Origin of the sequence: Pseudomonas sp. B21-010, from assembly GCF_024749325.1 — a bacterium.
Lineage (GTDB): Bacteria > Pseudomonadota > Gammaproteobacteria > Pseudomonadales > Pseudomonadaceae > Aquipseudomonas > Aquipseudomonas kilonensis.
The window spans coordinates 1,493,256-1,515,879 of sequence record NZ_CP087198.1; the positions used below are offsets into that span (position 1 = coordinate 1,493,256).

Annotated in this window: 20 protein-coding genes and 1 pseudogene; 13 read left to right on the plus strand and 8 right to left on the minus strand. The window is 61.0% G+C overall.

Going from position 1 to position 22,624, the window contains the following annotated elements; translation table 11 throughout:
• Window positions 1-94: 94 nt before the first annotated feature.
• Window positions 95-1,312 carry an alanine transaminase gene (alaC, locus tag LOY50_RS06555; protein WP_003198594.1) on the minus strand — a complete coding sequence of 406 codons (1,218 nt, stop codon included), beginning with the start codon at window positions 1,310-1,312 and terminating at the stop codon, window positions 95-97.
• Window positions 1,313-1,520: 208 nt separating this feature from the next.
• Between alaC and LOY50_RS06560 the strand changes: the two genes are divergently transcribed.
• Both LOY50_RS06560 and LOY50_RS06565 read left to right on the plus strand, forming a co-directional pair.
• A complete protein-coding gene (locus tag LOY50_RS06560; RefSeq protein WP_258690505.1) occupies window positions 1,521-2,183 on the plus strand; it encodes a LysE family translocator in 663 nt (220 codons plus the stop codon).
• An 80-nt stretch (window positions 2,184-2,263) separates the two neighbouring features.
• Window positions 2,264-2,752, plus strand: coding sequence for a GyrI-like domain-containing protein (locus LOY50_RS06565; RefSeq protein WP_253472103.1), 489 nt, complete (start codon window positions 2,264-2,266; stop codon window positions 2,750-2,752).
• 135 nt (window positions 2,753-2,887) lie between these two features.
• On the opposite strand, the gene LOY50_RS06570 is transcribed toward LOY50_RS06565, so the two are convergent.
• A complete protein-coding gene (locus LOY50_RS06570; RefSeq protein WP_258690506.1) occupies window positions 2,888-3,373 on the minus strand; it encodes an N-acetyltransferase in 486 nt (161 codons plus the stop codon).
• A 140-nt stretch (window positions 3,374-3,513) separates the two neighbouring features.
• Here LOY50_RS06570 and LOY50_RS06575 point away from each other — a divergent pair, with 140 nt between their 5' ends.
• From LOY50_RS06575 to LOY50_RS06590, 4 genes and pseudogenes are all read left to right on the plus strand, one after another.
• On the plus strand, window positions 3,514-3,948 hold the full coding sequence (locus LOY50_RS06575) for an SgcJ/EcaC family oxidoreductase (protein WP_214511665.1): 435 nt from the start codon (window positions 3,514-3,516) through the stop codon (window positions 3,946-3,948).
• Window positions 3,949-4,015: 67 nt separating this feature from the next.
• Window positions 4,016-4,360, plus strand: a complete 345-nt coding sequence (locus LOY50_RS06580; RefSeq protein ID WP_003198606.1) for a YciI family protein — start codon at window positions 4,016-4,018, stop codon at window positions 4,358-4,360.
• 27 nt (window positions 4,361-4,387) lie between these two features.
• A pseudogene (locus tag LOY50_RS06585) lies at window positions 4,388-4,513 on the plus strand (polyketide cyclase); the annotation flags it as partial.
• A gap of 8 nt (window positions 4,514-4,521) precedes the next feature.
• The gene (locus tag LOY50_RS06590) at window positions 4,522-5,757 is read left to right on the plus strand and encodes an RNA polymerase sigma factor (RefSeq protein ID WP_258690507.1); all 1,236 of its coding nucleotides are present in this window, start codon (window positions 4,522-4,524) and stop codon (window positions 5,755-5,757) included.
• Between the two features lie 979 nt (window positions 5,758-6,736).
• On the opposite strand, the gene LOY50_RS06600 is transcribed toward LOY50_RS06590, so the two are convergent.
• The 4 genes from LOY50_RS06600 to LOY50_RS06615 form a co-directional block, all read right to left on the minus strand.
• Window positions 6,737-8,080 carry an imelysin family protein gene (locus LOY50_RS06600; protein WP_258690508.1) on the minus strand — a complete coding sequence of 448 codons (1,344 nt, stop codon included), beginning with the start codon at window positions 8,078-8,080 and terminating at the stop codon, window positions 6,737-6,739.
• A gap of 271 nt (window positions 8,081-8,351) precedes the next feature.
• Window positions 8,352-10,403, minus strand: a complete 2,052-nt coding sequence (locus LOY50_RS06605) for a bifunctional diguanylate cyclase/phosphodiesterase (RefSeq protein ID WP_214511668.1) — start codon at window positions 10,401-10,403, stop codon at window positions 8,352-8,354.
• A 295-nt stretch (window positions 10,404-10,698) separates the two neighbouring features.
• The gene (locus tag LOY50_RS06610) at window positions 10,699-11,295 is read right to left on the minus strand and encodes a superoxide dismutase (protein WP_024619656.1); all 597 of its coding nucleotides are present in this window, start codon (window positions 11,293-11,295) and stop codon (window positions 10,699-10,701) included.
• A 175-nt stretch (window positions 11,296-11,470) separates the two neighbouring features.
• A complete protein-coding gene (locus LOY50_RS06615; RefSeq protein WP_253472112.1) occupies window positions 11,471-12,073 on the minus strand; it encodes a LysE/ArgO family amino acid transporter in 603 nt (200 codons plus the stop codon).
• 97 nt (window positions 12,074-12,170) lie between these two features.
• Here LOY50_RS06615 and LOY50_RS06620 point away from each other — a divergent pair, with 97 nt between their 5' ends.
• From LOY50_RS06620 to LOY50_RS06635, 4 genes are all read left to right on the plus strand, one after another.
• Window positions 12,171-13,070, plus strand: a complete 900-nt coding sequence (locus tag LOY50_RS06620) for a LysR family transcriptional regulator ArgP (RefSeq protein WP_253472114.1) — start codon at window positions 12,171-12,173, stop codon at window positions 13,068-13,070.
• A gap of 85 nt (window positions 13,071-13,155) precedes the next feature.
• A complete protein-coding gene (locus LOY50_RS06625; protein WP_258690509.1) occupies window positions 13,156-14,148 on the plus strand; it encodes an NAD(P)-dependent oxidoreductase in 993 nt (330 codons plus the stop codon).
• Between the two features lie 192 nt (window positions 14,149-14,340).
• Window positions 14,341-15,213 (plus strand): ATPase, encoded by an 873-nt coding sequence (locus tag LOY50_RS06630; RefSeq protein ID WP_258690510.1) that lies wholly within the window; start codon window positions 14,341-14,343, stop codon window positions 15,211-15,213.
• Between the two features lie 255 nt (window positions 15,214-15,468).
• Window positions 15,469-16,311: a cache domain-containing protein gene (locus tag LOY50_RS06635; RefSeq protein ID WP_092144280.1), complete on the plus strand. Its 843-nt coding sequence runs from the start codon at window positions 15,469-15,471 to the stop codon at window positions 16,309-16,311.
• Window positions 16,312-16,596: 285 nt separating this feature from the next.
• Here the strand turns inward: LOY50_RS06635 and rapA are convergent, their stop codons facing one another.
• A complete protein-coding gene (gene rapA / locus LOY50_RS06640) occupies window positions 16,597-19,443 on the minus strand; it encodes an RNA polymerase-associated protein RapA (RefSeq protein ID WP_253472122.1) in 2,847 nt (948 codons plus the stop codon).
• A gap of 229 nt (window positions 19,444-19,672) precedes the next feature.
• On the opposite strand from rapA, the gene LOY50_RS06645 reads away from it, so the two are divergent.
• The 3 genes from LOY50_RS06645 (at window position 19,673) to ccoM (ending at window position 20,531) form a co-directional block, all read left to right on the plus strand.
• Complete coding sequence (locus tag LOY50_RS06645) at window positions 19,673-20,014, plus strand: aspartate-semialdehyde dehydrogenase (RefSeq protein WP_230152715.1); 342 nt, start codon at window positions 19,673-19,675, stop codon at window positions 20,012-20,014.
• Between the two features lie 94 nt (window positions 20,015-20,108).
• A complete protein-coding gene (locus tag LOY50_RS06650; protein ID WP_003198631.1) occupies window positions 20,109-20,270 on the plus strand; it encodes a hypothetical protein in 162 nt (53 codons plus the stop codon).
• Between the two features lie 144 nt (window positions 20,271-20,414).
• Entirely contained in the window at window positions 20,415-20,531 is a 117-nt protein-coding gene (ccoM, locus tag LOY50_RS28950; protein WP_025212288.1) for a cytochrome c oxidase subunit CcoM, read from the plus strand.
• Between the two features lie 254 nt (window positions 20,532-20,785).
• Here ccoM and LOY50_RS06655 read toward each other — a convergent pair whose 3' ends face one another.
• Window positions 20,786-22,261, minus strand: a complete 1,476-nt coding sequence (locus LOY50_RS06655) for an inorganic phosphate transporter (protein ID WP_253472123.1) — start codon at window positions 22,259-22,261, stop codon at window positions 20,786-20,788.
• Window positions 22,262-22,624: the final 363 nt, after the last annotated feature.

Here is a 22,624-nt window from a genome sequence, read left to right on the forward strand (position 1 = left end):
ATTATGCCGCTATCGCGAGCAAGCTCGCTCCCACAGTGGTTTCTGGTGATCAGCAGAGCCAGGGTGGGAGCAAACTCCCACCGTTGGTCTTGAGTCAGGCGCCAGGTTTGTTTATCAACCCATCCGCCCGGAACATCCCGCGGATCCCGCGCACGGCCTGACGAATCCGGTCCTGGTTTTCGATCAGCGCGAAGCGCACGTGATCATCCCCATATTCCCCGAACCCCACCCCCGGCGAGACGCAGACCTTGGCTTCGGCCAACAGCTTCTTGGCAAACTCCAGTGAGCCCAGGTGGGCATAGGCTTCGGGAATCTTGGCCCAGACGTACATCGACGCCTTGGGGTTTTCCACCATCCAGCCCAGTTCATGCAGGCCCTTGACCAGTACGTTGCGGCGCTGGCGGTACTGCTCGGCGATGTCGCGCACGCATTGCTGGTCGCCTTCAAGGGCGGCGATGGCGGCCACTTGCAGCGGGGTGAAGGTGCCGTAGTCGTGGTAGCTCTTGATCCGTGCCAGGGCGTTGACCAGTTCCGGGTTACCCACCATGAAACCGATGCGCCAGCCGGCCATGTTGTAGCTCTTGGACAGGGTGAAGAACTCCACCGCGATGTCTTTCGCGCCGGGCACCTGCATGATCGACGGGGCTTTCCAGCCGTCGTAGACGATGTCGGCGTAGGCCAGGTCGTGGATCACCAGGACGTCGTACTGCTTGGCCAGGGCGATGACCCGTTCGAAGAAATCCAGCTCCACGCACTGGGCGGTGGGGTTGGAGGGGAAGCCGAGGATCATCATCTTTGGCTTGGGAATCGAGCCGCGGATGGCCCGCTCCAGTTCAGCGAAGAAATCCACCCCAGGCACCAGCGGCACCGAACGCACCTGGGCGCCGGCGATCACCGCACCGTAGATGTGGATCGGATAGCTGGGGTTGGGCACCAGCACCGTGTCGCCCTGGTCCAGGGTTGCCAGCATCAGGTGGGCCAGGCCTTCCTTGGAACCGATGGTGACGATGGCTTCGGTTTCCGGGTCGATGTCCACCTCATAGCGGTCCTTGTACCAGCGCGAAATGGCGCGGCGCAGGCGCGGGATGCCTTTGGAGGTGGAATAGCCGTGGGTGTCTTCCCGCTGGGCGACGGTGACCAGCTTTTCCACGATGTGCGGGGGCGTGGCGCCGTCGGGGTTACCCATGCTCAAGTCGATGATATCTTCGCCGCGCCGACGCGCAGCCATCTTCAGCTCGGCAGTGATATTGAATACGTAAGGGGGGAGTCGATCGATGCGCGCAAAGCGGCGCGGCGAACCTTGTTCGGCCATTGTTGCCTCGAGATACGTGAGCGCCCGGAACCGTCCGAGCGACGTTGGCCACTGCGGTGGCCTGCGGCGCAAGATAATCGGGCGGATGTGGGATTGTCCAGTAGCCGCGCGCAACTATTTTCGACGACACTGTCGACCTTGCCACGCAGCCATCAACGCCGGCTGTGGGCAGTTGAATTCGCTGTAGCCCAATCGAACGGAATGAACGATGGAATTTTCCAGCGGTTTCCTGCTGAGTCTCTCCCTGTGCCTGGACATTGGCGTGGCCAATATCGCGATGATCACCCTGGCGATGCAGCGTGGTTACTTCCAGGGTTTCGCCCTGGGCCTGGGCACCTGCGTGGGCGACCTGATCTACGCCGTCCTGGCCTTGGCGGGCATGACAGTCCTGCTGCAATACGAGGCGGTGCGTTGGGTGCTTTGGCTCGGTGGTTCGGTGCTGTTGCTGTATTTCGCGGCGAAGATGATCCATTCGGCGATCTATCACAGCGCCGTGCTCGCCGAAGCCGGGGAGGTGCAGGGCAACTCCTCGCGCCAGGAGTTCTTTCGCGGGATTTTCCTGGCCATGTCGTCGCCCAGTGCCATCCTCTGGTTCGCTGCGGTGGGCGGCACACTGATCGCGCGTTCGGGTGGCGGCACCTTGCTCAGCTCGGCGTTGTTCCTCAGTGGTTTTCTCTGCGCCGGGTTGTTGTGGTGCGCGGCCCTGTGCCTGGCGGCAACCCAGGGTGGCAAATTGTTGGGGGATAAACTGCTGCGTTACTCCTATTGGGCATCCGCCGCGATCTTCTGCTATTTCGCGGTGTACGTGATTGTTTCTGGCTACAACGAGTTTGTCGGAAAAGCCGTCACCAGCGCCTTGTCTGGAATCTGACAAGCGAAACGGGCCCGGCAATCACGGTTTGGCTTCTATACTGCCAAATCCAACTTCACGTTTTGCTGGAGTGTTGCCGGATGGAAAAGCCCAAACGCGATTACACCGTCGAACCACGCTTTGAACAGGGACGTTTTCAGCTTATCGCCGGCTTTGGTGCTCGGTTTACCCAGGACACTGCCCAGGACATCCCTTTGCTCTGGGAAAAGTTCCTGCCCTGGCTCGGCAAGGTGCCAGGGGAGAAAGATGAAGTGACCTACGGCGTGTGTTGCAACCCGGACGGGAAGGGTGGGTTCGAATACATCGCTGGTGTGGAAATCAGCCGGCTCGACGATCTGCCGGAGCAATACCGCTGGATCGAAATCCAGCCAGGGTATTACGCCGTCTTCGAACACAAGGGGCCGTTGAAACAACTACCGGACACGTTCCAATACATCTGGAACGAGTGGCTGCCACATTCCGGTCATACAGCCGCCGAGCTGCCGGAGTTCGAGCGCTACAGCGAGGATTTCAACCCCAGGACCGGCGAAGGCACCCTGGAGATCTGGATCCCGCTCAAGCCAAACTGATCGTCGCGGGTCCCTGTGGGAGCGAGCTTGCTCGCGATAGCGGCGGATCAGCCAACGTCGATGGCGACTGATATGCCCTCATCGCGAGCAAGCTCGCTCCCACATTTAGCATCTATTGATCGTTGACTCTGTTTGTCAAAACACCAACCCCATCCGCCGCTCGTAACCGATGCGGCCCTTGTAGGCCTCGCCACTGTCGACCCAGCCCAGCCGGGTGTACAGGCCGATGGCCGAGTCGTTATCGGCGTCAACCGACAGTTCCAGCCCGCGGATTTCCGGCCAGGCGGCTCGCGCCACGACGGGTAGCGCCTGCAGGCAGGCCTTGCCATAACCTTTGCCCTGGACCCGGTGATCGACTTGCAGGGCATGCAGGGTGGCGCTGTGTTCATTGGCCCAGGCGGGCAGTACCGGTGGGCGCTTGAGCAGCAGGAAGGCCACCGGCACCTCTTCAGCCAATAGTGCAAACCCTTTGACCCCCGGGCCGGGCTTGGACAGTAGCGTGTGCAGGGCACCGTGGATATCGCCAGCGAACTTGATCTGTTCGGGGTGGATTTCGATGGCGCTGACCTGTTCGCGTTGCAGCGGGGTCAGGTCTTCATAGGGTACGAGCTGAGCGGTCACAAGAACGTCCGTTGTTTGCCGACAGAATAGGACCTGGATTCTAGCGAATTTTTTCTTTGAATTATTTTTGTTGGGTTGTCGATTCGCTGTTTCTCCAAACGACAAAGGGTGTCTTCAACAAAAACCTGCGGAGAATCACCATGAATACCCAAGCCACTGAAACCGAAATCCAGGCCCTGATCGACACCTATCGCCAAGCGGTCATGGCCAAGGACGTTGAAAAGGTCATGGCACTCTATGACGAAGACATCGTCTCGTTCGATGCCATCCAGGCCTTGCAATTCAAGGGCAAGACCGCTTACCGGGCCCATTGGCAAGCCTGCATGGAAATGTGCCCCGGCCCGCACAAGTTCGACTTTCATCAGGTCAAGATTACCCCGGCAGAGAACATCGCCTTCGCCCACTGGCTGACCTATTGCGGCGGCACCAACGACAAAGGCGAGGAGCAGGCCTGTTGGATGCGTGTGACGGCCTGCTACCGGCGTGTAGCCGGGCAATGGCGGATCGTCCATGAACATTGGTCCGCGCCGTTCGACCCGATGGCCGGTACGACGCTGTTCGACCTGCAACCCTGATCGTCGGTTTTTTTGCTGAGCCTCATTCTGCCGTCCATAGTTGATCAGTCCGATCACGGAGCCTTCCATGAAGTACCTATGCCTGGTGTATAGCAACGAACACACGCTGCACAACTCGCCCGACAGCCCGGAGGACGCCGAGTGCATGGCCTATGCCGAGTCGATCCAGGGCAGTGGGCGGATGCTGGCCGCCGAGGCCCTGGAGTCGGTGCAGACCGCCACCACGGTGCGCATGCGCGGCGGCAAGCTGTCGATCACCGACGGCCCATTCGCCGAAACCAAGGAGCAACTGGCGGGCTTCTACCTGATCGATGCCAAGGACCTCAACGAAGCCATCCAGGTCGCCGGCAATATCCCGGCGGCCCGGGTCGGCTGCGTCGAAGTACGACCGGTACGCCAACTGAACCCCTGAACAACAAATACAAACAGGACTTCATTCATGAACCTTGCAACTGCTCCTTACGCGTTATCCATCAGCCGAATGATCGACGCCCCGCGTCAGAAGATTTTCTGCGCCTGGAATGAGCCGGCCTTGCTGGTCCAAGGGTGGGGCTTCCAAGGCATGCCCGACTGATGTCGGTCGAAGCGGTCAAGGCGCGGGTCGAGCAGGTTTATCGGCAAGACTCGCGGCGGATCCTGGCGACGTTGATTCGCCTGCTGGGGGACTTCGACCTCGCCGAAGAAGCCATGCACGAGGCCTTCTTCATTGCGGTCGAGCGCTGGCAGCGCGACGGGGTACCGGATAACCCGCGGGCCTGGCTGGTATCTGCCGGCCGTTTCAAAGCCATCGACAGTTTGCGCCGGCGCGCGCGTTTCGCCGCGTCCCGGCCGATGTTGATCGCCCAGCTCGAAGCGCTGGAGCAGGGCCAGTGGAGTGACGAAGACGTGGAAGACGATCGCCTGCGGCTGATTTTCACCTGTTGCCACCCGGCCCTGGCGGCGGACGCCCAGGTGCCCCTGACGCTGCGGGAAGTCTGTGACCTGACCACCGAGCAAATCGCCCGGGCGTTCCTCGCCGCCCCGGCAGCCATTGCCCAGCGTATCGTGCGGGCCAAGGCGAAAATCCGCGATGCCAGGATCCCCTACCAAGTACCGTCCCGCGCGGAACTGCCGGAACGGCTGGACAGCGTGCTGCGGGTGATCTACCTGGTGTTCAACGAAGGTTATTCGGCCTCGATGGGCGCCGAGCTGACCCGCGAAGACCTGACGCGCGAAGCCATCCGCCTCGGGCGTCTGCTGATGGAGTTGCTGCCCGAGGCTGAGGTCATGGGGTTGCTGGCGTTGATGCTGCTGCACGAATCCCGGCGCCCGGCGCGAACGTCATCGACCGGTGAGCTGATCCTGCTGGATGAACAGGCGCGATCCTTATGGGATGCCGAGCTGATCGCCGAGGGCTGTGCGTTGGTGGAAGCCGCGCTGAAAACCCGGCGGTTCGGGCCGTACTGCCTGCAAGCGGCGATTGCGGCGGTGCATGCCGAAGCCCCGACGGCGCAGGAGACCGACTGGCCGCAGATCGTCGGGCTTTATGATGTGCTGTTGCGGACCGTGCCGTCACCGGTGATCGAACTCAACCGCGCCGCCGCTCTGGCCAAGCGCGATGGGCCGGAAGTCGGCTTGCGCCTGGTCGAGGCGATCCTGGGGCGTGGGGAATTACTCGACTATCACCTGGCCTACTCGGCGAAGGCGGAGTTCTGTCGTCAACTGGGACGATTGGACGAGGCGAGGGCGGCGTATCGACGCGCGCTTGAGTTGACGCAGCAATTGCCGGAACGGCGGTTTATCGAAGGGCGGCTGGCGGGGTTGCGGTGATGACCACGAGCGACGAAATTCCTGTGGGAGCGAGCTTGCTCGCGAAAGCGTCGGCACAGTCAGCATCGCTGTTGCTTGACCCACCGCCATCGCGAGCAAGCTCGCTCCCACAAGGGAAGTGATGACTGACCACGCATTTTCGAACCACCGGAAACCACTGTGGGAGCGAGCTTGCTCGCGATAGCGGCGGATCAGCCAACATCAATGTCGACCGATAGACCCCAATCGCGAGCAAGCCCGCTCCTACAAGGGAAGTGATGACTGACCACGCATTTTCGAACCACCGGAAACCACTGTGGGAGCGAGCTTGCTCGCGATAGCGGTAGACCAGCCAACATCAATGTCGACCGATAGACCCCAATCGCGAGCAAGCCCGCTCCCACAAGGGAAGTGATGACTGACCACGCATTTTCGAACCACCGGAAACCACTGTGGGAGCGAGCTTGCTCGCGATAGCGGTAGACCAGCCAACATCAATGTCGACCGATAGACCCCAATCGCGAGCAAGCCCGCTCCTACAAGGGAAGTGATGACTGATCACGCATTTTCGAACCACCGGAAACCACTGTGGGAGCGAGCTTGCTCGCGATAGCGGTAGACCAGCCAACATCAATGTCGACCGATAGACCCCAATCGCGAGCAAGCCCACTCCCACAAGGGAAGTGATGACTGATCACGCATTTTCGAACCACCGGAAACCACTGTGGGAGCGAGCTTGCTCGCGATAGCGGCGGATCAGCCAACATCAATGTCGACCGATAGACCCCAATCGCGAGCAAGCCCGCTCCTACAAGGGAAGTGATGACTGACCACGCATTTTCGAACCACCGGAAACCACTGTGGGAGCGAGCTTGCTCGCGATAGCGGTAGACCAGCCAACATCAATGTCGACCGATAGACCCCAATCGCGAGCAAGCTCGCTCCCACAGGTGTGTGGCTTGGCTGGCTGCGTTAATCCGCTTCAGCCAGCCGGCGTTGATCAGAACTCGTGATCAGCGTTGTCCGGGTTCAGGTCGCTGATGCCCAGTTTGCCCGCAGCCTGTTCGATCGAACCGGTCTGCTTGACCAGTGCGGCGATGGCGTCGCGCACGATCTGGTTGCCCGCGGTGTTGCCGGCGGCGATCAGTTGGTCGTAGTGCTCACCTTTGTTGGCGTGATCGACCATGACCTGGATCTTGGCTTCGGTGTCGGCCAGGTCAGCCTTGAGCGCGGTGTCCGCGGCCGGATCGGCCTTGGCTACCAGGGACGACAGGCTCGCGCCGGTCATCTTGGTGCCGTCGGCGCGGGTGTATTCGCCCAGGTACACGTTACGCACGCCCTTGGCATCGTAGAAGTGCGAGTTGTGGGTGTTGTCGCTGAAGCAATCCTGCTCGTCTTCTGGCGAGTTGGCTTCCAGGGACACCTTCATGCGCTCGCCCGCCAGTTCACCCAGGGACAGGCTGCCCATGCCGAACAGCATCTTGCGCAGGCCGCTTTCGGCTGGCTCGGCTTCCAGGGTGGCGCGGTAGTTGTCGGCCACGTTCGGCTTCCAGTTGCCGACCATCTCTTCGAGGTCGTTGACCAGCAGTTGGGTCACAGACTTGAGGTAGGCACGACGACGGTCGTTGTGACCGCCGGTGGCGCCAGCACCTTGCAGGTAGTCCGACGCAGGGCGGTTGCCCGCACCCGGGCCGGTGCCGTTGAGGTCCTGGCCCCACAGCAGGAATTCGATGGCGTGGTAGCCGGTGGCGACGTTGGCCTCGGAACCGCCCAGCTCGTTCAGGCTGGCGAGTTTTTCCGGGGTGATGTCCTTCACGTCGACCTTGTCTTCGCCGACCTGGACTTCGGTGTTGGCGATGATGTTGGCGGTGGCGCCCGGGTTACCCAAGGCGTGCTCGTAGGATTTGTCGACGTAGTCGATCAGGCCCTCGTCCAGGGGCCAGGCGTTCACCTGGCCTTCCCAGTCGTCGATGATAGTGTTGCCGAAGCGGAACACTTCGCTTTGCAGGTAAGGCACGCGTGCGGCGACCCAGGCAGCCCGGGCGGCCTTCAGGGTCTCGGCGTTCGGCTTGGCCAGGAACGCGTCGACGGCGGTTTGCAGGGTTTTTGCCGTGGATTCGGCATCGCTGTAGACGGCATAGACGATGTCGGCATAGTGCGCGACAACGGCCTTGGCGGCAGCTTCGTCGACTTTGCCGGTGGCAGCAGGGGCGACCGGTGCCGCGGTGCTGGCGGCAGGCGTTGGCGCTTGCGGCGCGGGGGCCTTGTCTTTGCCTTCACCGCAACCGGCGAGGGAAATAGCGATAGCCAGCAGACTGGCGGTAGCCAGGGGCATACGAATCATGGCAAACATCCTGCTTCGATGATGGATGGGACAGGCGCGAGGGTGCGCAAAACTGCGACATAATGCGAAAGATTTGCATTATGTGTAAAGGGTTGCAGGTGTAAATATTTCTTATTTAATGATGGGAGATTGCCGCCTTCGATAGCGTCTGTAGGAGCTGTCGAGCGAAGCGAGGCTGCGATCTTTCCCTGGACGCTTGAGTCTCAAGCGAGCAAACCAAAGATCGCAGGCTTCGCCAGCTCCTACAGGGACGTGGCAGGTGGGGGAGAAATCAGATGATGGAAACCTTGCTGCGCTCGGCCTGCTTCAGGTAAAGGCCTAATTCCCGTGCCGGCAGCGGTTTGCTGTAGTAATACCCCTGACCTTCGTGGCAGCCCTCGGCGATGATGTAGGCTTCCTGCTCGACCGTTTCGACGCCTTCGGCAATGACCTGCATGCCCAGGCTCTTGCCCAACTGGATGATGGCCCGGACGATGGTTGCATCGTCCTCGTCGTCGAGCAGGTCCTGGACGAAGCTCTTGTCGATCTTGATCTTGTCCAGCGGCAGGCTCTTGAGGTAGCTCAGGGACGAATAGCCGGTCCCGAAGTCATCGATGGCAATCAGCGCCCCGGAGCGGCGCAGGCTCAGCAAATGCTGGGCAGCGGTTGTGATGTCCTCCATCAGGCCGGTCTCGGTGACTTCCAGCTCCAGGCTGCGCGGCGGCAGCCGGTACATTTGCAGGAGATTGTTCACCACCCTCGGCAGTTCGGCGTGGTGCAGTTGCACCGTCGACAGGTTGACCGCCATGCGCAGGTCGAGGAAACCCTGGTCGTGCCATTCGCGCAATTGCCTGCACGCCTGGTCCAGCACCCATTCACCAATGGCGATAATGGTGCCGTTCTGCTCGGCCAGGGGAATGAACAGATCCGGCGGCACCAGGCCGTGCTCGGGATGGTGCCAACGGATCAGGGCTTCGGTGCCCACCACCCGCAGGTCGCGGTAGCTGATCTGCGGCTGGTACACCAGGCTGAATTGCTCGCGGGCCAGGGCCTCGCGCAGGTCTTTTTCCAGTTCGCGACGGCGGCGCATCTCGCTGTCGACGCTGGCGATGTAGAACTGGTAGCGATTGCGCGAGCGGCTCTTGGCCAGGGTCATGGTCTGCTCGGCTTTCTGCAACAGTTTCTCGGTGCTGTCGCCGTCTTCGGGGAAGAGGGTGATGCCGATGGTGGCCCGCAGGCGGATTTGTTGATCGTCGATGGCGAACGGCGCTTCCAGGTCGTCGAGGATACTCTGGGCCAGTTCGGCGGCTTCGTAAGGCTGTTCGATGTCGGCCTGGACCAGGGCGAACTGATCGCCCCCCAGCCGCGCCAGTGCGCCGAGCCGGCCGCTGTGGGCCCGCAGCCGATCGGCCAGGGCCAGCAGCAGCTGGTCGCCGGTCTGATAGCTGAACTGTTCGTTGATGCCCTTGAAATCATCCAGCCCCACACACAGCACCGCCACCCGGCGTTGCAGGCGCCCGGCGTCCACCAGGATCTTGTCCAGTTGCTGTTGCAGCTGCTGGCGGTTGGGCAGGCCGGTGAGGAAGTCGTACTGGGCCATGCGCAGCAGGCTGTTTTCCGCTTCATGGCGCAGGTGCGTGTTGCGCTCGATGGATTCGAGCAGTTGGTTGGCCGTATTGATCCACAGGCCCAGCTCGTTTTGTTCGTGGCCGCGCAACTGCGGGATCTTGTGGGCGCTGGGGCGATCGGGGTTGATTTCGGTCAGGTGCTGGATGATCCGCGACAACGGTTTGGTCAGCAGCCAGTGATAGACCAGGTACAGCACCAGGCCCATGGCCAGGGCCCGCAGCATCCCGGAAATGAAAATGATCACCGAGCTGACGATGAAACCCTCGCCGTAGGTGGCGGTGTCGAGGGTAATGCTCAGGTCGCCGTAATATTCGCTATAGGGGCCGCGTCCCACCAGTTGCGTGGTGAAGGTGCGCTCCTTGCCCAGGATCAGGTCGGTCAGCCAGCGGCTTTCGGAGTGCTGCAAGGGCCGGGTTTTTTCGGCGAGCATGGTTTCGCGTGGATGGCCGATGGAAGCCATGCGTACGGCTTCGTCCTGGAACAGCCCCTCGATCACTTGCATGCCCATCTCCCGGTCCAGGCTGTAGACGGCCTGGGTCGAAGGATCGCGGAACATGTCGAGGATCCGTTGGGCGTCACTGGCGACGGCCTGGTTGGTTTTGTAGGCATCGAACACAATCTGGGCGCAGCTCAAGACCATGCCAACGATCAATGCCGAGAGGAGCACGACCCGGAGCAACTTCACAGACAAGCTGTTCTTGAGTTCCAGCTTCAAAGAGTGGTTCCTTGTTCCGTGCGGGTAGCGTCAAGTTGCCATGAGTATTGGCAATCCTGTGATGTCAGTCAAAGGGACAATCAAACACAAGGGTTTTCGCTTGAAACCTGACCGATGTACGTTCTTTCCAGAGTGATTGCTCTACGACCATTGTGTCGGTTGGAAGGGGCCGGAACTTGAGGCCTCCAGGGATTTTTTCTTGGGGTTCCAGACGCGAGGTATTTTGCCTGCGGTCATTTTTTTCCGGCAAAAAAAACCCGGCACGACGCCGGGTTTTCTTGTCTGGCATCGGCGCTTAGGCGGTGAAGGCTTTGCCTTCGAACTGCTCGGCGACGAATTTCCAGTTGACCAGGTTCCAGAACGCTTCGACGTATTTCGGACGAACGTTGCGGTAGTCGATGTAGTAGGCGTGTTCCCACACGTCGCAAGTCAGCAGCGGAGTGTCGCCGCTGGTCAGCGGGTTGCCGGCGCCGATAGTGCTGGCCAGGGCCAGGGAACCGTCAGCCTTTTTCACCAGCCAGCCCCAGCCGGAACCGAAGGTGCCGATGGACGTCTTGCTGAATTCTTCCTTGAACTTGTCGAACGAACCGAAGGCCTTGTTGATGGCTTCAGCCAGCGCGCCGGTTGGTTGACCGCCGGCGTTTGGCGCCAGGCAGTTCCAGTAGAAGGTGTGGTTCCAGACCTGAGCGGCGTTGTTGAAGATACCGCCCGAGGAAGTCTTGACGATTTCTTCCAGGCTCTTGCCTTCGAACTCGGTGCCAGGCACCAGGTTGTTCAGGTTCACGACATAGGTGTTGTGGTGCTTGTCGTGGTGGTATTCCAGAGTTTCTTTGGAGATGTGCGGCTGCAGTGCATCGTGTGGATAGGGCAGCGGCGGCAATTCGAAAGCCATGGTGATTCTCCTAATCAGGTCAGTTGCGGTGAGCGCAAGGCCGATCACGGGCGGCCAGACTAGCGCCGGGGAGTTTGTACTCTTTGCGGCGCAGGAGTCGGATCATAGCACCGGGGGTGCGGCATAACCACGCAACAACTGTGTGGAATAGAGGTTCCAGAGCGGTTTGGAATAATCAGCCGTTGACGATCAATTGCACCGCCACGGTCAACATCATCACTGCCACCAACAGGTCCAGGATCCGCCAGGTGCTTGGACGGGCCAACCAGGGGGCCAGCCATGCCGCGCCGATGGCCAGGGTGAGGAACCACAGCAGCGAGGCACTGGCCGCGCCCACGACATAGGCACCGGGTACGCTCTGCTGGGCACCGAGGGAACCGATCAGCAGCACGGTGTCGAGGTAGACGTGGGGGTTGAGCAGCGTCACCGCCAGGGCGCTGAGCAGCACCGCCCGCAGCGAGCGCACGGCCTGGTTCTCACCTTGCTGCAGGCTTTGTTTCGAACAAGCCCGACGCAACGCCTGGCTGCCGTACCAGAGCAGGAAAACCGCGCCACCCCAGCGGGCAATTGCCAGCAACATCGGGCTCTGGGCCAGCAGCGTTGCCAGTCCGAATACGCCAGCGGCCACCAGCAGTGCATCGCAGGTGATACACAATGCGGCTACCGGCAAGTGATGCTCGCGGCGCAGGCTCTGGGCCAGCACAAACGCGTTCTGCGCGCCGATGGCCATGATCAGCCCGAGGGCCACCAGCAGTCCGTTCACATAACTTTGCCACATGATTTTTACTCCCCATCGATACCTGAATGCTGGCCATTCTCCGGTGGCAAGCTGTATAAGAAAAACCAATCCTGCTGATTGCTCATTAGGAAAACTGATGTTCGATTACAAATTGCTTTCTGCCCTGGCTGCCGTGGTCGAGCAGGCCGGTTTCGAGCGCGCGGCCCAGGTGTTGGGTTTGTCGCAATCGGCCATCTCGCAACGGATCAAGCTGCTGGAGGCTCGGGTCGGCCAGCCGGTGCTGGTGCGTGCCACGCCGCCGGCACCCACGGAAATCGGCCGACGGCTGCTCAACCACGTGCAGCAGGTGCGTCTGCTTGAACGCGACCTGCAAAGCCTGGTGCCGGCGCTGGATGAAGAGGGCCTGCCGGAGCGTTTGCGCATCGCCCTGAACGCCGACAGCCTGGCGACCTGGTGGGCGGCGGCGGTGGGCGATTTCTGCGCCGAGCAGCATCTGTTGCTCGACTTGGTGGTGGAGGACCAGACCGTTGGCCTCAAGCGCATGCGCGCCGGTGAAGTGGCGGCGTGTGTCTGCGCCAGCGAACGCCCGGTGGCGGGCGCCCGCAGTGTTTTGCTGGGGGCGATGCGCTACCGGGCGCTGGCCAGCCCGGCGTTCATCGCCCGGCATTTCCCAGGCGGCGTGCGGGCCGATCAACTGGCCCGTACGCCGGCATTGGTGTTTGGCCCGGATGATTTCCTGCAGCACCGCTACCTCGCGTCCGTGGGCGTGGAGGGCGGTTTCGAGCACCATCTGTGCCCCTCGTCCGAAGGTTTCATTCGTCTTGCTGAAGTCGGGCTCGGCTGGGGGCTCGTGCCGGAGCTGCAAGCGCGCGAACAGCTGGAGCGCGGCGTGCTGGTGGAATTGCTGGCAGATAAACCGATCGATGTGCCGCTGTACTGGCATCATTGGCGCAATGGCGGGCAGTTGCTTGGCTTGTTGACCGAACAGTTGATCCGCGCCTCCCGGCAGTGTCTGGTGCCTTGGGAGGCGCCGTAGACGTCAAGCTGCAGGTAAAAGCGGCGCACAGATAAATTTGCAGGTTGTAGCGCGAGGCTCGTAACCGCATTTCTTAGGAGCATTCATGAAAATTCTGGTCACTGGCGCGAGCGGCTTCATCGGCGGGCGCTTTGCGCGTTTTGCCCTGGAGCAGGGCCTGGATGTACGGGTCAATGGTCGCCGGGCCGAGAGCGTGGAACACCTGGTGCGTCGCGGTGCACAGTTTGTCCAAGGGGATCTGAGCGACCCGCTGCTGGCCCGGGATTTGTGCCTGGATGTCGAGGCCGTGGTGCATTGCGCCGGCTCCGTGGGGCTTTGGGGTCGCTACCAGGATTTCCACCAAGGCAATGTCCAGGTCACGGAAAATGTCGTCGAGGCCTGCCTAAAGCAGAAGGTGCGCCGGCTGGTTCATCTGTCCTCGCCGTCCATCTACTTCGACGGTCGTGACCATCTCGGGTTGACCGAAGAACAAGTGCCCAAGCGTTTCAAGCACCCTTACGCCGCCACCAAGTACCTGGCCGAGCAGAAAGTCTTCGGCGCCCAGGAGTTCGGCCTCGAAGTGCTGGCCCTGCGCCCGCGTTTCGTGACCGGTGCCGGTGACATGAGCATTTTTCCGCGGCTGTTGAAAATGCAGCGCAAGGGGCGCCTGGCGATTGTCGGCAACGGGCTGAACAAGGTGGATTTCACCAGCGTGCAAAACCTCAACGAAGCGCTGCTCAGCAGCCTGCTGGCTACCGATTCGGCCTTGGGCAAGGCCTACAACATCAGCAACGGGGCACCGGTTCCGCTGTGGGATGTGGTCAATTATGTGATGCGCCAGATGGAAGTCCCACAGGTCCGGCGTTATCGTTCCTACGGCTTGGCTTATAGTGTCGCGGCCCTGAATGAAGGTTTCTGCAAATTGTGGCCGGGCCGCCCCGAACCAACGCTGTCGCGCCTGGGCATGCAGGTCATGAACAAGAATTTCACCTTGGACATCAGCCGGGCCCGGCATTATCTCGATTACGACCCGCAGGTCAGCCTGTGGACCGCCCTCGATGAATTTTGTACCTGGTGGAAGGGTCAGTGGCCTGTATGACTCGTCGCAGCGCCTTGGCTATGAATTTCTGGCATCCGAATTTGAACTAACGAACTAGCCATACAGGCCACCGAACACCCGCTGATCGGCCCGTCATGAACCGAGTGCCATGTTTGGGGTCAATCGGTGCGGCGGGCGAGGGGGTTATACTTGCCGTATCAAGCCATCACCGGTTTCCCAAAGGTTGAACCAATGCCCATGCGTAACGATGCCAACGACGACTTCGACGATGTACCGAGCCTGCGGATGCGGGCCGACATTCCCGATGACGATGACTTTCTGCCCAACCGCCAGCCCCCTGCGCAAGCCCGCTCTGCGCCCGCTGCCGCGGCGGCCAAGGTCAAGGGCCCCAGCACCGGGCCGCTGTGGGCATTGGTCGGTGCGTTGTTGTGTGCGTTCGGTTTCCTGGCATGGTGGAGCTTCCAGCAGATTTCCCTGATGGAACAGCAATTGGTGGCGACCCAGGAAAGCTTCGCTCGGATCAGTGAAGATGCGGCGGGGCGCTTACAGGAATTTTCCGGCAAGGTCGTCGCCGGCCAGTCCAATGTGATGAGCGACAGTGAGGCCTTGAAGCTGCAGATCAAGCAGTTGGAAAGCAAGCTGCAGGATCAGGGCAAGCAATTCGACAGCAAACTGCTGGAGCAGTACAAGCAACAGCAAGCTACCTTCGGTCCGTCCGCCGACCTGGACAAGGAACTGGCCCAGCTCATTGCCCAGGCCACTGAACAGCAGAACACCAACACCCAGTTGCAAGCGTCCAACAAGGAGCTCCAAGCCCAGGTCAAGACGCTGGTGGCTGAAGTTACCGCCCTGAAAAGCCAAGGCGAGGGTGGTGCCCTGGATGCTCAACTCAAGAGCATCGGTGCCGACATCACTGCCCTGAAAAGAGCCACCTCCAACTCGGCCATCGACCGCCTGGAGCAAGACGTGATCGTGCTCAAGAGCCAGCAGGACAAGGGCGGCAACACTGCCGAGTTCGACGCCTTCCGTGGCCAGGTCACCCGTAACATCAACACCTTGCAAGCGCAGATCCAGAACTTGCAGCAGCAACTGCGCAGTCAATAAGCCTGTTGGCGTTTGTTCGCGATAGTGGCGTGTCAGTGCGCATCATGCTGAATGTGCCGCCGCTATCGCGAGCAAGCTCGCTCCCACCGGGTAAGCACCTCCAGTGTGGGAGCGAGCTTGCTCGCGATGACGTCCTGTCAGTCAGTATCAATACCCACTGACGCCCCAGGCCTCCCCAGCAATTCCCTGAATACTCCAACATCACCCCACGCCGTCTACGCTCTTGAAACACCAACAAGAACGAGGGGCGCGCATATGGGTTTTTTTCACAGGATGGCCTGGCTGGGCGCAATGCTTGTGCTGGGGCTGGCACCGGTTCATGCAGCGACACCGGATGACGGCCAGGCGGCCCGCTCGCTGCTGGAAAAGGCCTTGGCCTACTACCACGACAACGGCGACAAAGCTTTTGCCGCCTTCAGTCGCCAGGGGGAATTCGTCGACAAGGATCGTTACGTATTCGTGGTGGATACCCAGGGTGTGATGCTCGCCAGCGGCGGGCCTTCCTCAGCGCTGATCGGGCGAGACGTGTCTGAAGTGCTGGGCCCGGACCTGCGCAAAGCCTTCAAGGACGCCTTGAAGACTCCCGAGGCCAGTGGCATCCAGCAAGCCGAGTACCGTTGGCAGAACTGGTCGGACGGCAAGGTCGAGCGCAAGCATGTGTATTTCCAGCGCGTTGGCGAGCGGATCCTGGCCGTCGGCTACTACCTGCCACGGGCTTCCGCCGAACAGGCCAGGGCGTTGCTGGACAAGGCCTCGAGCGACCTGCTGAAAAACGAGAAAGCCACGCTGACGGCGGTCAATTCCCTCAAGGGCGGTTATCTGCAGGATGACCTGTATGTCTTTGTCGTTGATCTCAATACCCGGCGGTATGTCGGCCATGGCACCAACCTGCGCTTGATCAATACCGATTTCGCCAAGGTCAAGGACCCCGATGGCAAGCCGGTGGGGGAGCCGATCCTGGCCATGATCGGCAAGCAGGATGTGGGGGAGTATGAGTATCGCTGGAAGAACCCGGTGACCGGGAAGGTCGAGGACAAGCATGCGTACCTGAAGAAGGTTGGGCATTTTCTGGTGGCGGTGGGGTATTACAGTCCTTGAGGGGGCTTCGTTTGGTGTGTATATCCGTTTCTGCGGTAACGGCGGCTTATGGTTCCGCCCTTACGGCGGGTCACTTTTGGAAGAGCGCCAAAAGTAACCAAAAACGCTCATGCCCCACCACTCGGTGCCTCGCCTAGGCTCGGCACCGAGTGGTGGGGTATGAAGCGTTTTGCTTACTTTTGCGCTTCTCAAAAGTGAGCCGCTGTAAGAGCGGAACCGTCAGCCGCCGTTACCGCAGCAACGGATATACACCCGATAAAACCACCACAACGGCCCCAGCCAAACTCAGCCCGCCACCAACACCCGAATCGCCTCCAAACGCAACGCCGCCTTCTCAAGCATCGCCAGCCCTTGCTCGCGCTGTTGGCGCAGGGCTACCAGTTCGCTGTCGCGCACGGTCGGGTTGACCGCTTGCAGGGCGGTCAGGCGGGCCAGCTCCTCGTCGGTATCGGCGGCCAGGCGACGCTGGGCCTCGGCCACGCGTTCGGAGTGACGCGGGGCGATCTTTTCTTCGCCGGCATTGATCCGTGGCGTGAGCTGGTCGCGCTGGGCCTGGATGAACTTGTTGGCGCTGGCGCGTGGCACGCTTTCGAGCTGGTCGTTCAAGGTTTCGAACGAAACCCGGGCGGCCAGGTCGTTGCCGTTGGCGTCAAGCAGGCAGCGCAGGGCGGCCGGCGGCAGGTAGCGGCCCAGTTGCAGCGAGCGCGGGGCCACTACCTCACTGACGTAGAGCAGCTCCAGCAACACGGTGCCGGGCTTGAGGGCCTTGTTCTTGATCAGCGCCACGGCGGTGTTGCCCATGGAACCGGACAGCACCAGGTCCATGCCGCCTTGCACCATCGGGTGCTCCCAGGTGATGAACTGCATGTCTTCGCGCGACAGCGCCTGGTTGCGGTCGTAGGTGATGGTCACGCCTTCGTCGTCGCCCAGCGGGAAGCTGGCGTCGAGCATTTTTTCGCTCGGCTTGAGGATCAGCGCGTTTTCCGAATGATCCTCGCTGTCGATACCAAAGGCGTCGAACAGGGTTTCCATGTAGATCGGCAGGGCGAACTGGTCGTCCTGCTCGAGAATGGCTTCCACCAGCGCATCGCCTTCACCGGCACCGCCGGAGTTGAGCTCCAGCAAACGGTCGCGACCGGTGTGCAGCTCGGCCTCCAGGCGCTCGCGTTCGGTGCGGGCTTCGTCGATCAGCGCTTGCCACTGGCCATCGTCGGCTTCTTCCAGCAATGGCAGCAGGCGCGGGCCGAACTGATGCTGCAAGGCGTTGCCGGTCGGGCAGGTGTTGAGGAAGGCATTCAGGGCTTCGTGATACCACTGGAACAGCCGCGCCTGTGGGCTGGTTTCCAGGTACGGCGCGTGCAGCTCGATGGTGTGCTTCTGGCCGATCCGGTCCAGACGGCCGATACGTTGCTCGAGCAGGTCCGGGTGCGCTGGCAGATCGAACAGCACCAGGTGATGGGCGAACTGGAAGTTGCGCCCCTCACTGCCGATTTCCGAACAGATCAGCACCTGGGCACCAAACTCTTCGTCGGCGAAATAGGCCGCTGCGCGGTCGCGCTCCAGGATGTTCATGCCTTCGTGGAACACTGTGGCCGGAATGCCGGAACGTACGCGCAGGGCGTCTTCCAGGTCCATGGCGGTTTCGGCGTGGGCACAGATCACCAGTACTTTGGTGCGCTTGAGCATCTTCAGGGTGTCGATCAGCCACTCGACCCGCGGGTCGAAACGCCACCAGCGTTCTTCTTCGCTGGCGTCCGGCTGGGCTTGGAAGCTGACTTCCGGGTACAGCTCGGGGTGATCGCCCAGGGGCAGCTCGAGGTACTCGTCCGGGCACGGCAGCGGGTAGGCGTGCAGCTTGCGCTCGGGGAAGCCCTGCACAGCGGCGCGGGTGTTGCGAAACAGCACGCGGCCGGTCCCGTGGCGGTCCAGCAGTTCACGCACCAGGCGGGCACTGGCTTCGACATCGCCATCATTGACGGCGGTCAGCAAGGCTTCGCCTTCGTTGCCCAAAAAGCCGTGGATGGTCTTGTGGGCCTCAGGCGAGAGACGGCCTTTGTCCAACAACTCCTGCACGGCTTCGGCCACCGGGCGATAGTTTTCGCTCTCGGCGCGGAAGGCCTTGAGGTCGTGGAAGCGATTCGGGTCCAGCAGGCGCAGGCGAGCAAAGTGGCTGTCCTGGCCCAGTTGTTCCGGGGTCGCGGTCAGCAGCAGCACGCCCGGGATCGTCTCGGCGAGTTGTTCGACCAGTGCGTATTGCGGGCTGGCCTGGTCTTCGTGCCACACCAGGTGATGGGCCTCGTCGACCACCATCAGGTCCCAGCCGGCGGCGAACAGCGCGTCCTGGGCCTTCTCGTCGTCCACCAGCCACTCCAGCGCCACCAGGGCCAGTTGAGTGTCTTCGAACGGGTTGCTGGCATCGCTTTCGATGAAGCGCTCTTCGTCGAACAGCGCGACTTGCAGGTTGAAACGTCGACGCATTTCCACCAGCCATTGGTGCTGGAGGTTTTCCGGCACCAGGATCAGGACGCGGTTGGCGCGGCCGGACAACAACTGACGGTGGATGACCAGGCCGGCCTCGATGGTCTTGCCCAGGCCCACTTCGTCCGCCAGCAACACCCGCGGCGCAATGCGGTCGGCTACTTCACGGGCAATGTGCAATTGGTGGGCGATAGGCTGGGCACGGACGCCGCCCAGGCCCCAAAGCGAAGACTGCAACTGGCGGCTGGTGTGTTCCAGGGTGTGGTAGCGCAGGGAGAACCAGGCCAATGGGTCGATCTGGCCGGCGAACAGACGGTCGCTCGCCAGGCGGAACTGGATAAAGTTCGACAGTTGGGTTTCCGGCAGGGTGACGACTTCGTTCTGTCCGTTGAGGCCGTGATAGACCAGCAGCCCGTCGACGTCATCGACTTCGCGCACGGTCATTTTCCAGCCTTCGAAGTGAGTGATCACATCGCCCGGCGAAAACCGTACACGGGTGAGCGGCGCATTCCGTAGCGCGTACTGGCGAGTGTCGCCAGTGGCCGGATAGAGCACGGTCAACAAGCGGCCGTCCTGTGCCAGAACGGTGCCTAAACCCAGCTCGGCTTCGCTGTCACTGATCCAGCGTTGCCCCGGTTGATACTGCTGCGCCATGCTGCCTGACTCCCGCCTTGAAAAAGCCGGTTATCTTAACGGAAGGATCCCTCAGACCAAAGGAATTACGTACGTTGATTAGTGAGCGACGGCACGGAACTTACGCGTGCCCAGCGATCAAACAAGCTCGGCCCTGGGGATCGCTGTAATGCCAACTGGGTCACAAGTTTCAGACCGGCGGTTCAAGCTGCCACTTTACCAGCCGACAACCTGAAGACAGGAGACCTTTATGTTGCCACCCATGCTCCCTTTGAGCGCCGTACCCATCACCGCTCAACAGGATCCGGTTCGCCAGCGACCGGACATACCGCCCGTGGTCCCGGTGCAGCAAAGCTCCAACGAAAGCACCATCGACCTGCAAAACCGCGACCCGGAAGAGGCCGCGCTGCTGTTGCGCGAGGAACAGCGTCGCCGGCAGGAGCGCGACAAGCGCCACCGCGAGGCCAATGAAGATCCTGAAGAACATCTGGCCGTACCGGGTACCGAACTCAACGCCGACAACACCGTGCCGGTGGTGCCGCTGATAGACGAAGAGTCGCGCCAGGGCTTGTGGGTCGATATCCAGATCTGATTCAGGCGTTTGCCGACGTACGCAGGCTGGTCAACGCCGCCGACAGCCCGCATCATGGGCGCATCCGCAATTCACTGCACGATGCCCACACGCCATGAGCCAAGACGACAAGCTGATCGACCTCAGTGCCGAGCGCGCCAAGCGCGTTCACGACCTCAACGAAAAACGCCTCAATGAAGTCCGCCAGGCTTTCGAGCAGGCCATGCCGTTGGGCAAGCCCAAGAAAAAGTCGAAAAACAAACCGAAAAAGCGCTGAACCCCCTCGATCCATTGATGCAGATCAGTTATTTCCCCACCTTTTCGCCCCGTTGCGGGCGTTATTGACCCCGGTCAATTTTCATCCAGGCCTGATTGGTTAACTTGAACCCATCGCAACAGGGGCAAGACCAGGAGGCCAGTCATGTTTTTCGATAATGTGGTGTTTGCCGGGGTGTTGACGGTCGGCCTCATGTTCGTATTTTTCGCAGGCTTTGGATTATTCATCTGGAAAGACGCACACAAGCGGAAAAAACCGTAGGTCTTTCCGGCTAAAACGAGCACGCAAGGCATTTTGGGCGACTTCGGTCGCCCTTTTTTTTGGGGCAAGTTTTCTGTTTTACACAAAGCCATTGTGGGAGCGAGCTTGCTCGCGATAGCGGTATGTCTGTAGATACATGTGTTGACTGACCCACCGCTATCGCGAGCAAGCTCGCTCCCACAGATGTCTGACGTCAGGGCATAAAAAAAGGTGCGAACCGCAAGGATCGCACCTTCTTTTTTGAGCCGCTGGAATCAGCTGCCCAAGGCCTTGGACGCCAGCCAGAACAGCCCGGCCGACAGCGCCACCGTTGCTGGCAGGGTCAGCACCCAGGCCAGCAGGATATTGCGCACGGTGCCACCTTGCAGGCCGCTCTTGTTCGCGACCATGGTACCGGCTACGCCCGAGGACAGTACGTGGGTGGTGGAAACCGGCAGGCTGAAGATGTTCGCCATGCCAATCATGCACGCGGTGGTGATCTGCGCCGACATGCCCTGGGCGTAGGTCATGCCTTGCTTGCCGATCTTCTCGCCGATGGTCAGTACCACACGCTTCCAGCCAACCATGGTGCCCAGGCCCAGTGCCAGTGCGACCGCCAGGATCACCCAGAACGGGGCGTACTCGGTGGTGCCGGTCAGGTCCTTGCGCAGTTTGTTCAGGTCGTCTTTCTCACGAGCTGCCAGGCCTGGCAACTTGCCGACCTTCTTCGCCGTGTCGTCCAGGCAGAGCAGGTAGCGACGCACTTCGATACGGCTTTCCGACGGCAGCGAATGGTAGTCCGCCACGCCCTTGAGGGTGCTGAGCAGGGCATCGATGGTGGGTTCGGTCTGCTGTGGGTTGCAACGGAATTTTTCCGGCAGATCGCCTTCCACGCTCTTGCCCAGTGCCAGGAATTCACCCAGGGATTCGTTGTTGCGCTGGTAGAACTGACTCAGGTGCAGGGTCGCGTCGCGGGTCCGCTCGATCTGATACGTGGTGCTGCTCAGGTCGAGTACGAACTGCGAAGGCACGATACCGATCAGCACCAGCATGATCAGGCCGATGCCTTTCTGGCCATCGTTGGAGCCGTGCACAAAGCTGACGGCCATGGCCGAAATCACCAGCACCAGGCGATTCCAGAACGGTGGGTGCTTCTTGTCATCGATCTTGCGGCGCTGTTCCGGTGTCTTGTGCATCTTCGACAGCGGACGCCACCATTTCAGGCCGATCAGCACCAGGGCAGCGATCAGGAAGCCGGCCATCGGCGAGAACACCAGGGAGGCACCGATATCGATCGCCTTCTGCCAGTTCACCCCATCGGCCAACGGGATATCGTTGATCAACGCGTTGGCCAGGCCCACGCCGAGGATCGAGCCGATCAACGTGTGGGAGCTGGACGCCGGGATACCGAAGTACCAGGTGCCCAGGTTCCAGGTAATGGCCGCTGCGAGCAGCGAAAACACCATGGCGAGCCCGTGTCCGGTGTTCACATTGATCAGCAGCTCTACGGGCAGCAAGTGAACGATGGCGTACGCCACCCCCACACCGCCCAGCAGCACGCCGAGGAAATTGAACACACCGGAAAAGAACACCGCCAGATGGGGCGGCATGGCTTTGGTGTAGATAACAGTGGCAACCGCGTTAGCGGTGTCATGAAAGCCGTTGATGAACTCGAAGGCGAGGACAAAAGCCAGGGCGAGCAAGAGGCTCACAAGCACCCAAGCATCCAGTCCGCTGAATAAATCGATCATGAAGGTTTTCTGACCCGGTCATAAGGGGGCGCGATTATGCCAGAAAACCATGGCAATCGATGCATTGCCTGCTCATCGGCAACATTCTTCAACGAAATAATTTGTAGGAATACCTCTGGCGCGAGGTTTTCCGTGGGGCGCGTAACCCTTTGATTCAGGGGCGCAAAGCCTCCCGGAACCTGATCGCCGCCCGCTGTAGAGCACTTCGAGCGGTTGTATGAAATATCTGAAAAGAAGGTCGGCCATGAGCCTTCCCGGCCGTCGGACGGGAGCGGATGGCGGCCCGCTCATGGCGGGCGTGCGCTGCGGTTTCCGGCCTGGGTGGCGGCCGGAGACCTCTTCACAAGAACATCAGGCCCAGAG

Coding starts and splice junctions, on each gene's coding strand:
- LOY50_RS06620 (WP_253472114.1), top strand. CDS start 12,171: ATGTTCGATTACAAATTGCTTTCTGCCCTGGCTGCCGTGGTCGAGCAG.
- alaC (WP_003198594.1), bottom strand. CDS start 1,312: ATGGCCGAACAAGGTTCGCCGCGCCGCTTTGCGCGCATCGATCGACTC.
- LOY50_RS06590 (WP_258690507.1), top strand. CDS start 4,522: ATGTCGGTCGAAGCGGTCAAGGCGCGGGTCGAGCAGGTTTATCGGCAA.
- LOY50_RS06650 (WP_003198631.1), top strand. CDS start 20,109: ATGAGCCAAGACGACAAGCTGATCGACCTCAGTGCCGAGCGCGCCAAG.
- LOY50_RS06630 (WP_258690510.1), top strand. CDS start 14,341: ATGCCCATGCGTAACGATGCCAACGACGACTTCGACGATGTACCGAGC.
- LOY50_RS06655 (WP_253472123.1), bottom strand. CDS start 22,261: ATGATCGATTTATTCAGCGGACTGGATGCTTGGGTGCTTGTGAGCCTC.
- LOY50_RS06600 (WP_258690508.1), bottom strand. CDS start 8,080: ATGATTCGTATGCCCCTGGCTACCGCCAGTCTGCTGGCTATCGCTATT.
- ccoM (WP_025212288.1), top strand. CDS start 20,415: ATGTTTTTCGATAATGTGGTGTTTGCCGGGGTGTTGACGGTCGGCCTC.
- LOY50_RS06560 (WP_258690505.1), top strand. CDS start 1,521: ATGGAATTTTCCAGCGGTTTCCTGCTGAGTCTCTCCCTGTGCCTGGAC.
- rapA (WP_253472122.1), bottom strand. CDS start 19,443: ATGGCGCAGCAGTATCAACCGGGGCAACGCTGGATCAGTGACAGCGAA.
- LOY50_RS06610 (WP_024619656.1), bottom strand. CDS start 11,295: ATGGCTTTCGAATTGCCGCCGCTGCCCTATCCACACGATGCACTGCAG.
- LOY50_RS06615 (WP_253472112.1), bottom strand. CDS start 12,073: ATGTGGCAAAGTTATGTGAACGGACTGCTGGTGGCCCTCGGGCTGATC.
- LOY50_RS06575 (WP_214511665.1), top strand. CDS start 3,514: ATGAATACCCAAGCCACTGAAACCGAAATCCAGGCCCTGATCGACACC.
- LOY50_RS06645 (WP_230152715.1), top strand. CDS start 19,673: ATGTTGCCACCCATGCTCCCTTTGAGCGCCGTACCCATCACCGCTCAA.
- LOY50_RS06565 (WP_253472103.1), top strand. CDS start 2,264: ATGGAAAAGCCCAAACGCGATTACACCGTCGAACCACGCTTTGAACAG.
- LOY50_RS06580 (WP_003198606.1), top strand. CDS start 4,016: ATGAAGTACCTATGCCTGGTGTATAGCAACGAACACACGCTGCACAAC.
- LOY50_RS06635 (WP_092144280.1), top strand. CDS start 15,469: ATGGGTTTTTTTCACAGGATGGCCTGGCTGGGCGCAATGCTTGTGCTG.
- LOY50_RS06625 (WP_258690509.1), top strand. CDS start 13,156: ATGAAAATTCTGGTCACTGGCGCGAGCGGCTTCATCGGCGGGCGCTTT.